This window comes from Methylovulum miyakonense HT12 (genome assembly GCF_000384075.1).
Taxonomy (GTDB): domain Bacteria; phylum Pseudomonadota; class Gammaproteobacteria; order Methylococcales; family Methylomonadaceae; genus Methylovulum; species Methylovulum miyakonense.
Genome location: NZ_KB913025.1, coordinates 4,677,925 through 4,687,143 on the forward strand (window position 1 = coordinate 4,677,925; position 9,219 = coordinate 4,687,143).

The 9,219-nt window shown below is 49.3% G+C and carries 8 protein-coding genes and 1 pseudogene; 2 read left to right on the forward strand and 7 right to left on the reverse strand.

Annotation, left to right across the window (positions count from 1 at the left end):
• Positions 1-3: 3 nt before the first annotated feature.
• The 6 genes from METMI_RS0122745 to METMI_RS0122775 all read right to left on the reverse strand — a co-directional run bounded on the left by METMI_RS0122745 (position 4) and on the right by METMI_RS0122775 (position 7,489).
• Positions 4-2,427 (reverse strand): tetratricopeptide repeat protein, encoded by a 2,424-nt coding sequence (locus METMI_RS0122745; protein ID WP_083930455.1) that lies wholly within the window; start codon positions 2,425-2,427, stop codon positions 4-6.
• Positions 2,428-2,430: 3 nt separating this feature from the next.
• Complete coding sequence (locus tag METMI_RS0122750) at positions 2,431-3,801, reverse strand: hypothetical protein (RefSeq protein ID WP_019868603.1); 1,371 nt, start codon at positions 3,799-3,801, stop codon at positions 2,431-2,433.
• Between the two features lie 18 nt (positions 3,802-3,819).
• Positions 3,820-4,974, reverse strand: a complete 1,155-nt coding sequence (locus tag METMI_RS0122755; protein WP_019868604.1) for a hypothetical protein — start codon at positions 4,972-4,974, stop codon at positions 3,820-3,822.
• A complete protein-coding gene (locus METMI_RS0122760) occupies positions 4,971-6,101 on the reverse strand; it encodes a hypothetical protein (RefSeq protein WP_019868605.1) in 1,131 nt (376 codons plus the stop codon). The genes METMI_RS0122755 and METMI_RS0122760 overlap by 4 nt, the downstream gene beginning before the upstream one ends.
• Positions 6,102-6,728: 627 nt before the next feature.
• A complete protein-coding gene (locus METMI_RS0122770) occupies positions 6,729-6,938 on the reverse strand; it encodes a hypothetical protein (protein ID WP_019868607.1) in 210 nt (69 codons plus the stop codon).
• Between the two features lie 131 nt (positions 6,939-7,069).
• Positions 7,070-7,489 (reverse strand): putative toxin-antitoxin system toxin component, PIN family, encoded by a 420-nt coding sequence (locus METMI_RS0122775; protein WP_019868608.1) that lies wholly within the window; start codon positions 7,487-7,489, stop codon positions 7,070-7,072.
• Positions 7,490-7,656: 167 nt separating this feature from the next.
• On the opposite strand from METMI_RS0122775, the gene METMI_RS25135 reads away from it, so the two are divergent.
• A complete protein-coding gene (locus METMI_RS25135) occupies positions 7,657-8,433 on the forward strand; it encodes an IS5 family transposase (RefSeq protein WP_051102387.1) in 777 nt (258 codons plus the stop codon).
• 69 nt (positions 8,434-8,502) lie between these two features.
• Here METMI_RS25135 and METMI_RS0122785 read toward each other — a convergent pair whose 3' ends face one another.
• Entirely contained in the window at positions 8,503-8,853 is a 351-nt protein-coding gene (locus tag METMI_RS0122785; RefSeq protein ID WP_019868609.1) for a hypothetical protein, read from the reverse strand.
• Positions 8,854-8,943: 90 nt separating this feature from the next.
• On the opposite strand from METMI_RS0122785, the pseudogene METMI_RS0122790 reads away from it, so the two are divergent.
• Positions 8,944-9,219, forward strand: a pseudogene (locus METMI_RS0122790) (IS701 family transposase); the annotation flags it as partial.

Genomic DNA, 9,219 nt, shown 5'->3' on the forward strand with positions numbered 1-9,219 from the left:
CCGTCACAGGCACACTGGAAAATCTTTGCCGAGCCAGCGCAGCATGCTTAAATCCACACCGGATTCCGCCAGAAGGCAGCGCAACTGCTCGAAAATTTCTCTGCTATCCGAGCCTATTATTCCGTCTTTAGCGGCGTCTACCAAATCAAAGAGAGCTATGTAATATAGCCCGCGCTGACGCAGACGGTGCTTTTTTGATGCCATCTCTATTGCGCCTTGATATTCGGTCAAAGCAAGCGAGTCCCGCGAGCCAGCAAGCATGGTGAGAGCCAAGTCGAAACGCACCGTAATTGGCTCTTCATCGACAGATAGGGCTTGTTGCAGCAGTCGCATGGCTTCGTCATAACGCGCCAACCGGTAATGGCACCATCCGAGTAGCTGAAGGATTTCGATTTCATTACCTTTTTTATACTTCTGCTGCTCAATGATTTCCTCGAAATTTTTTTTTGCCTCATCTCTCCGGTCTAATTGGAAAAGAGTATTTGCTAATCCTTTCTGAAACCGGCCTTCCATCTCCCCCTGCCTTTCTTGGGAGAGTTCGCATGCCTTTTTATACGACTCGTAGGCCGCCTCAACAGATGGGCGGTCCCCGATGTGTGACAGGCACCAGCCTCGCAAGCCCCAAAACCATGCCTCGTTGGGGAATTTCTCGATAGCTTGGTTTATAAGCTCAAAAGACTCCCGAAAAGCAGCTATTTGGGAGAGGTAATAAGCATTATTGAAAATAGCATTTATAGAATCTGGGGCGAGTTTAAGGGCGCTGGTATATGCTTCACCCGCCTTGTCATCCTTATCAAGTTGGCACCAGGCTTCGGCTAAGTCTAACTGCACGTCGGCATCATTGGGAGCCAGTAATGCCGCTTGTTCGAGTGCTTCGGCAGCATTGTTATAATTGCTTTGTTTTAGCAAAATCTGCCCTTTTTTCCAGTAACAATACGCGGAATTCTGGAGGTTGCCATGGATCTTGCTGTCAACCTCTTCGAGAGCTTCTTCACTGCGGTCATTTTCTATCAAACTATCGACCATCAGCCGGAAGACAATATCATTTTCTGGATCCAAACGCGCTGCCCTGCGGAGAGTGCCGAGCGCTTGATCAAAATTGCCCTGTGCGTTCAGTGTGACGGCTCTTCCCACGAGCGCCTCAACGGATTTCGGGTTATTGGTGAGCGTATCATCAAATACCTTTAATGCTTCTTCCATGTTGTCACACAGATATAGTGCCCGGCCCAGTTCGTTGGCAAACAAGATGTTATTGGGCTCATTTTCAATGGCTTTGCGTAGCAGCTCAACAGCTTCTTCTGGCCTATTTAGGTCATCAATCAGTATTTCCGCACGAAGATAGGATATACCTTCGAACAAAGGATTTAAGCTGTACGCTAGATCAAGCAGATGAAGCGCTTCCTCACCGTTTCCCGGATTGATCTGGAGTAGTACCTTGGCGCGTTCAACAAAAATCCATGCCAATTCAGGCGCGCATACATCAATTTCGCGCAGAATATTGATTGCCTCTTCAGGCCGACCGATTTCACGCAATAATGTCGCCTTCAATCCCAGCGCCCATGAATGTTTGGCATCGTGCTGAAGAACCCTTTCCACTATGGCCATGGAAGCTTCTATGCCTTGATGTTTGTATGCGATCTTAAATGCGATGTTTAGTGCTTCTGCGTCGGTAGGCGTAAGGTTGAGGGCGCGATTAGCAAATTCGGCGGCGGTTTGCATATCTTCGAGGTTGATTGCCGCCAGTGCAGCGTCGCAATATGCTTCTGTCGCCTCCTTTGCCATCTTTTCTGCTTCCAATGTTTCTGCCAGATATTGCAAAATATTCGGGTCGCCGGGGGCTAGTTGCAAGCCCTTGCGATAGGCATCCTCGGCTTCCGCCCAGTGTTCCTCAGCTTGATAAACCCATCCAAGATAGCCAAAGGCTTCATGCGGCGCCACACCGCTTTCGCATATCTCTTTTAATAGTTTGAAAGCGTCGTCCATGCGTCCAATCCGGGATAGTGAGATGGCATAATCGGTGCAGATTCGACTGTTTTCCCGTACTAAAGCTAAGTCTTGGCTTTCAAACAAATGTACGGACTCATTGAAAGCACTTTTTGATCCTTCCAGTGCTCCTAGGTAATAGGAGAGACGGCCATACAAACACCATGTACTGGCCTTTAGTAAACATATCAAACTAGCAAACTTTGTATTACTAGGCGAAGAACCATCAAGATGCCGTAGTTTGTTTCGCAAGTCGTCAAGAATACTTTTTACCGAGTCATAGTGGCGCAAACTGAATTCAGCCCGTGCACGTTCAAGAGCGGTGCGCAACTCAGAAATTACCGCAGACTCCGAAGGCAAATCGGATGACGGTGAAGGCGATCTCTGGTCAATAGGAAAGATATCGGGGGTACGCCCGGGGGTTGGGGGAAGTGGTGCAGCCATAATTTAATATTGCCTCTCGTTGATGCGATTTGCCAAGTTTTTGGCAGCGGCGGTGATATCCACATCTGGGTTGCGCATGGGATCGACACGGGCAAGCCAAGCCGCATTCAATACATGACGCAATTCCGCTCCCTGTGGCACTTGTATTTCATCCACCTTGCCATTGCGCAATAGAGTCGCCCAAGGTTCGATTGTGCGCCATACGTCAGACGTAAATAACGGGTAACTACTTTTGAGTAACACCTCCCATAGAGTTTTGACAAGCTCGCACGCCCGTTTCTTGTCTTGTTCGATTCGAGTTTTTTGCTTTTCAGTCGGCTTGGCTGAAGTCTCGGCAATAGCGTCAGCCCACACCTTGTCAAGACATGCCCTTACTTTGGCGTAAGGCAGTTCAAGAGCTGATTCTTTCGAGTCCATACAAGCCAACATCTGGCACATGGCGTAGACCCGTATATCATCCGCAGCATCAGTGGATTTGGCTGTGTAAGGGCTGCATGGACTCAACAAAAGAAAAATCGCGTAATATGGATAGGCCGGTCCCATGGTATAAGTGGCAAAAGCATCTGCTAAGCAGTTATAGAAATATGGCTGGATAGTGTCTTTTTTATTTCCTGTCAGCTTACGCAACGCAAGCTGAAGCCTATCTTTAAGTTCATCCTGGGCCATCACATGCCAAAACTCATGGGCGGTGGAGGGCAAGGTCCAAATAGACCAGTCTGGAAACGTAACGCGGATGACGCGGGTCAAAGAGATGTTAACCGCTTGCTCGCGTGTCGGAATGGCAATTGGATCTATGTTATCTCTTGTAGAAGAGTAGATTCGGATAAGTCCGTCGGCTATCTGGCTAATATCCTCGTCGAAACCTCTGTCCCGCATTGCTAGGCCACCCAAAAACTCAATGTATTCCGCAAATATAGATTCATTCACCTTATCTATGGTTTTACTAAATTTGTCCCATTCCTGTTTCGGATCAGCGGAATATATTTCTATTTCATCAAGAGCTGCAATACAAGGTTTTGTCCGGTCTCTTACATCTTCAGCAATCTTCTTTCCGATATCACGATCCTGGATACGGAAGCATTTATTTCGCATTGATTCGACAATCGATATGGCCTTGGTTAACTCTTGTTTGGTCTTATCCAGATCTTCCTCGGCTGTTTTTAAATCTTGAGATATTCCTGGTGCGTCATCTTCAGAATCTATTCTGGCATGAGACACAATTTTTTTAGAATTCTTCAATAATGTTACCGCTCCATTAAGGTATTTATCCAATTCATTCAAGTCTACCCTAGGATCTGGGATCGCCTGGAGATGTCCACTAATCTTGTTGAGGTTTGAGTGCAAAGCTTCTACTCGTATTTTTAGTATATCCATGAAGGAAACCTTATATTATTACCTGGCCGCAGTCTGGCACAGGCCGATTACAGTTTTGCTCAGTTGAGTGGGATCGGTATCTGGACCCAAACGGCAGAGCCAAGCGGCATTGAGAAGGTCGGAGATATTGAAATCGGGAGGGGGTGTTTGTGATGGCGGCGTACGGCCCAGCCATGAATACATGTCCAGCGCGGAAGCCCAGCGGTTGAAGCGAGCGTGCGGCACTGCCGCGCACAAGTCGGGGTAGAGGCTCGAAACAATCCCGTTGATTGTGTCGTATTCCGAAACATCTACGACGACACCCGCCGAATCCAGGGTTTCCGTCCAGAATTTTTCGAGCTGGTCTACGGGGAGTTTGGAACGGCCTTTGCTGTCTTGTTCCATATTCATGTACCGAAGCGTCTGCAATATGGCTTGTGCGCGCCAACTGTCGGGAGGATGCCGGTTGTCCAGTCCGTGCTGAGCCGATGCGGGATAAAACCGAAGCAGAAGGCATGTGCAGGCATAAGCGGGACCGAGCGTATAGGTGGCAAAGATGTCTGCGAAAAACTCTTCAAGATAAAACATCCATTTATCCCCTCCTTCCGGGTGCTGTTGTTTGAACGCTTCTTTATATTTTTGAAACGGGAGCTCATGGCCTATGCCATCTAGCTTCGCACGGTTGAGACGGCCCGCCACAAAATGGCCGAATTCGTGTGCGGACACGGGCAAGTCCCAGATCCCGCACACAGGGAACCGCAAACGGATTATCTGCGCCATATCGAAGAAGAATTCCTCGGAAGCAAGCACAGTAAAACGGTTCCATGTTATTTCTGTTACCTTGGCCAGTTCATCCAGCAGCGCGTCGGCTAATACGCAAAGATAGGCATCCACGTCTTGACCCCGGGTGTGGGCGGCTTGCAGAAACGCCAAGCACTCCTGGAACAAGGCGGAGCAATTTTGCTCGCAGTCCTGTTGTGCGCGCCATTCGGCGGAGTCGAAATTGTCCTTAATCATCGAGCGCTGAGCTTGGATTTCCTTGAGCTTATCATTGATCCTTAACTGAAACTCGGCAGCGGCGCGCCTGTACAAATAGTTGTTGATAGCTTTGACGGCTTCAACGGCCCGCAGGGTTTCTTTCAATCGCTCAACGAGCGCGTCCATGCGCATCAGGAACAGTTCTTTGTCTGTCATGGTGTCTGAATAACTTCGGGGCGAAGCAGTTTATCCGTGATCTTCCCAACACCATCGACCCAGCCCAATCCACGCCCTGAATCGCAATAATCCATGCCTACCAGAACTGTAGCCGCAATCAAGACTGCATAGACGCCTGCCATAGCCAGAGGCACTGCTGGGGTCGAGAGGTGCAGAAAAGCCATAATGCCGCCCGCAAGCGCCACTGCCGAAATCAGAGAGCGCAGCAGCTTGATGGTATTCCCGTATCTGGAATACAACGCGGATAGATCATGGGAAGCGCTGTCGTACTCACCCAAGCCGACACCTGCCGTGGTGCAAACCTTTGCAATCAGCGATTCCGCCTCCTCAACCCCAAAAGCCCAATGCAACAACGCCCTAGTATGTTCACCATCCTGGAACTTTTGCCAAATCTGTTGAATCTTGTCTTTGATCCGGTTCAATACCTCGCTTCCTAACAGCTTTGAAAGAGCCTCCAGGGCATTTTTTAACTTCTCGGCACCTTTTCGAATTAGGTTGCCTGCGGCTGCGATAGTTTCATATGACTTGCCGAGTTCGGCGATAGCTTCCAAAACCTTGGTGGCATCTAATTTTTTCAACTGCTCGAATAGAGCATTGACGACTGGAACCGCATCATCAACGATGCCCGTGAGAACGCTGTCGGCATTAAGGCGGAAAGTCTCCTTGGCCTTATCGAGGTTTGGCGATTTTGCAAGACTCTCAGGAGAAAACGCCAGCTTGGCGCGGGCTTGCAAGTCTTGCGTCACTTCCCCCTTGGAGATCGCTATCTCCAGAAGAGACTGATTAAGCAGCGCAACATCTGATCCTCGGCCATGCTCGTTGAGCGCGATGCCGGAGGACATCAGGATATTGGCCGATTGCAATTCAAACAGGAGTCCGGATAGGACATCATCGGCATCGTATGCAGGCTGATAGGATTCGTCGTCGATTGCGGGCTTGAAACCTAAAATGAATTCAGACGGACGGACGGCCTGGGTGGCGGACTCGATGTTTTGGATAGCGATACCACGATCAACCTCCTCGTCGCGAATGGATTCTAGCAACAACCTGCCGGCTGCCAGAAGTTTTTGTGATCTTTCAGGAAAATCAACGTATTGGCATGACATAAATTACCCCCAAGATTCAATAAGGACAAAAATACTGCATAAGTGCATGAACGTTAGTTTGAAATTGGCTTAATCTAGATTCTAAAACTCTGTCAGGCAAATCCAACGAGCGAAGCTTTAATCTTAATTTCACATGGCCAATTTTTCAGGGTATATAGCACCGATTTTGCTTGCTCCATGATAATGTTTCTGGCTTAAGACATGCAATGGATCTGCATTCTACTTCGAAGCCAGAATTTTTCCAGATCCAGCATCTTTGCAATGACACTGCCGGAATCCGCCTCGATATATTGCGAATGGCGGCAATAGCCGATGATTTCCAACACATCCTGAACATTCCAGGGGCAGTTCTATCCCAAAACCTGTCGTTGAGCTTGCACAAGCCAGACTGTCTCCTTTGGGTCAATCGGGCCAATTCGTTCGCCAAAGAGTGCTATCGACCCAAAGAGACGGACAAGGACTGGTTTTCAAGGACGGGTAGAGACATAAAGCGGTCGTCTAACACAAAGAAATTAAGTCAAAAAACACAACCCGATGTAAAAATCAATAACCGATGACCGTTTTCGCGATAGCAAAACGCCAATATTCTTCAAAGCCATGGCGAATTGCCGAATCCGCCTTGCTAGGTTAGTCTTTCTCAAGCAATTCTAAGCCTCGCGCCAAGTTTCCACGGCCCCTTTCGGCCCTAATTAAAAAACGAGTTTCAGCATCCAGCTCGGCGAGCATCAAAGTGGCCATTTCGTCGATCAAACGGTTGACGCTGGTGCCACGCTGATGAGCCACCTCTTTAAGGCGACGGTACTTGTCATCGGGTAGTCTTACGGTCATTGCTGTCATGCTGCTATTTCCTTCAAAAATGATGGCTATGTCATCGTTAGTTGTTGAAAAAATTTTATGTTCGGCGCAAAGCCTTATTTAATGCGGATTGCGGCTTTCGCTCAAAGCCGCGTCATTTAAGGCTTCCACAATTAACGGTGACATAGCCAAAATGATTCAGGTGTCAGGACAGTCAAATGCGGAAAGTTCAATTCCATTCTGGATAGATCACGAAGATTGCGAGTTACTATAAATTGTGAATTACCTGCAACCGCTAGCTCGACCAAATGGTTATCGCCCTCGTCAGGTAGATTCGGCCGCCAGCCATAATAGATCCGCGTCCACTGACAAACCGAGAGGTAAATATCCAAAAGCTCATTACGTTCTTCAGCACTCAGACGACTACGGTCAAATAACGTTGTCCGGGCCAGTACATCTTCGTACTCGTTAAACAATGCCGTGCCCATTAAGGGAATGGCCTGACCTCGTAAACAAGCAGCGATCACCGCGTTAGCAGCGCCTTGGCTTAAACAGGCAGCCAAAAAAATATTGGTATCTACGACAATTTTCATGAGTATACGGTAGCATAGCTGCAACCGCTAAACTTAGCAATGACATGATTCAATGTCGGCGGGTAGTCACCTATCAGTCATGTAAAAAGACAGATTTCGATATTAACTGTCAGCTTAGGCTCTGTTGACATAACAACAGAAACCCGTTGATATATGCGCCATTTGAAATGGCGAACCGATTAGCCATCAGTGATCGGGAATGGGAGGCCATCCGCCCAATCCTAGAGACCCATCCCTATGTCCGGGTGGGCGACCCTGGCCGATGCCGGGCTTTTCTCTGTGCCGTGCTGTGGGTTCTACGCAGCGGGGCGCAGTGGCGGTTGTTGCTGGCAACACTGGGCAAGTGGGACACGGTGTTCAAGCGGTTTTCGCGTTGGTGCCAGTTCGGCGTTTGGGAGCCTCTCCACCAAGGCTGCATCCACCTGCCTGACCTGCAAGCGGTTTTCATCGATTCCACTATCAACCGCGCCCACGCCTGCGCGGCGGGGGCGGCTGGCAGCAACGCCGAGGCTTTGGGACGCTCCCGGGGCGGTTCCGGCACCAAAGTCCACGCCATCACCGACGCGTTGGGTCTCCTGTTGGGCTTCATCCTGACGGGTGGCCAAAAAAGCGACATCGGCCAGGCCGAAGCCTTGCTGGAACTCGCCCCGGAAGAGGCCAAAGCCCTAGGCGGTGACAAGGGCTACGATTGCGGCGCGCTGGTTGACGCCATCAAAGCCCGTGGCATGGCGGTGGTCATCCCGCCCAAGGCCAACCGCGCCGACCCCCGCGAATGCGACTGGGACGCTTATAAGAAGCGCCATGCCATCGGGTGTTTCTTCGGCAAAATCAAGCATTACCGCCGTATCTTCTCCCGCTTCGAAAAGCTTGCGCGCAAACAGGGGATTACTTTGTTTCGTCTCCGCCTTGATTTGGTTGCGCTAAGTTATGTCAACAGAGCTTAGCAAACAAAAAAAGGGCGCACTTACCATGGATAAGTGCGCCCTTAGCCGTTTTATAATGAATGTTATCGATTACCGGATTTCAATGATGGCAATAACCTGACCACGCAAGTCCAATTCCAGTTGAAACCGCTTAGCAAATAATGCCGGGCAACCACTGAACGAAGGCAATAAGCGCTGCAAGGCTTGCGCTGGATCGGATGAGGTATTGGCGATCACAAAATTCTGGAAAGCCCAATCATCGGCTTCCTTGACCGCCTCGATAAAACTGTCCCATTCATCGCGGTAAGACGATGCCTGGCCGATAACTCCTTCAGGTTGGAATATGTTATCACTGTCATGAGATTCAAGGATTTCAACTAAAGTGTATAACGTTTGGAACCGGTAGCCTTTTAATGCAGCTTTTGCGCCTGAGTTATTCATAGGATGATTTTGTTATTTTTAAGGACGAAGGCTTTATATAGTAGCAACTGATGTTACGCACCCCCATCCCAAAAAGCGTATCATTTCAGGATGGATAAAGAAAAAACAGAACTCTACACAGACTACCTGATTTGCAACCAAGGCTTGGCGACGGCGACCAGCCTGTCGGCGATGCTTGACGGTGAAGTCAGCCATGACCAAATAACCCGCCACATGTCCGCCAGGCTGTATACCTCAAAAGACTTGTGGGTTGATGCCAAACGCACCGTGCGCCAGATCGAGAAGGATGACGCGTGCCTGATCTTCGACGACACCGTCCAGGAAAAGGCCAGCACCGACGAGAACGAGATCATGTGTTGGCACTAT

Coding starts and splice junctions, on each gene's coding strand:
- METMI_RS0122745 (WP_083930455.1), bottom strand. CDS start 2,427: ATGGCTGCACCACTTCCCCCAACCCCCGGGCGTACCCCCGATATCTTT.
- METMI_RS0122750 (WP_019868603.1), bottom strand. CDS start 3,801: ATGGATATACTAAAAATACGAGTAGAAGCTTTGCACTCAAACCTCAAC.
- METMI_RS0122755 (WP_019868604.1), bottom strand. CDS start 4,974: ATGACAGACAAAGAACTGTTCCTGATGCGCATGGACGCGCTCGTTGAG.
- METMI_RS0122760 (WP_019868605.1), bottom strand. CDS start 6,101: ATGTCATGCCAATACGTTGATTTTCCTGAAAGATCACAAAAACTTCTG.
- METMI_RS0122770 (WP_019868607.1), bottom strand. CDS start 6,938: ATGACAGCAATGACCGTAAGACTACCCGATGACAAGTACCGTCGCCTT.
- METMI_RS0122775 (WP_019868608.1), bottom strand. CDS start 7,489: ATGAAAATTGTCGTAGATACCAATATTTTTTTGGCTGCCTGTTTAAGC.
- METMI_RS25135 (WP_051102387.1), top strand. CDS start 7,657: ATGGCGAACCGATTAGCCATCAGTGATCGGGAATGGGAGGCCATCCGC.
- METMI_RS0122785 (WP_019868609.1), bottom strand. CDS start 8,853: ATGAATAACTCAGGCGCAAAAGCTGCATTAAAAGGCTACCGGTTCCAA.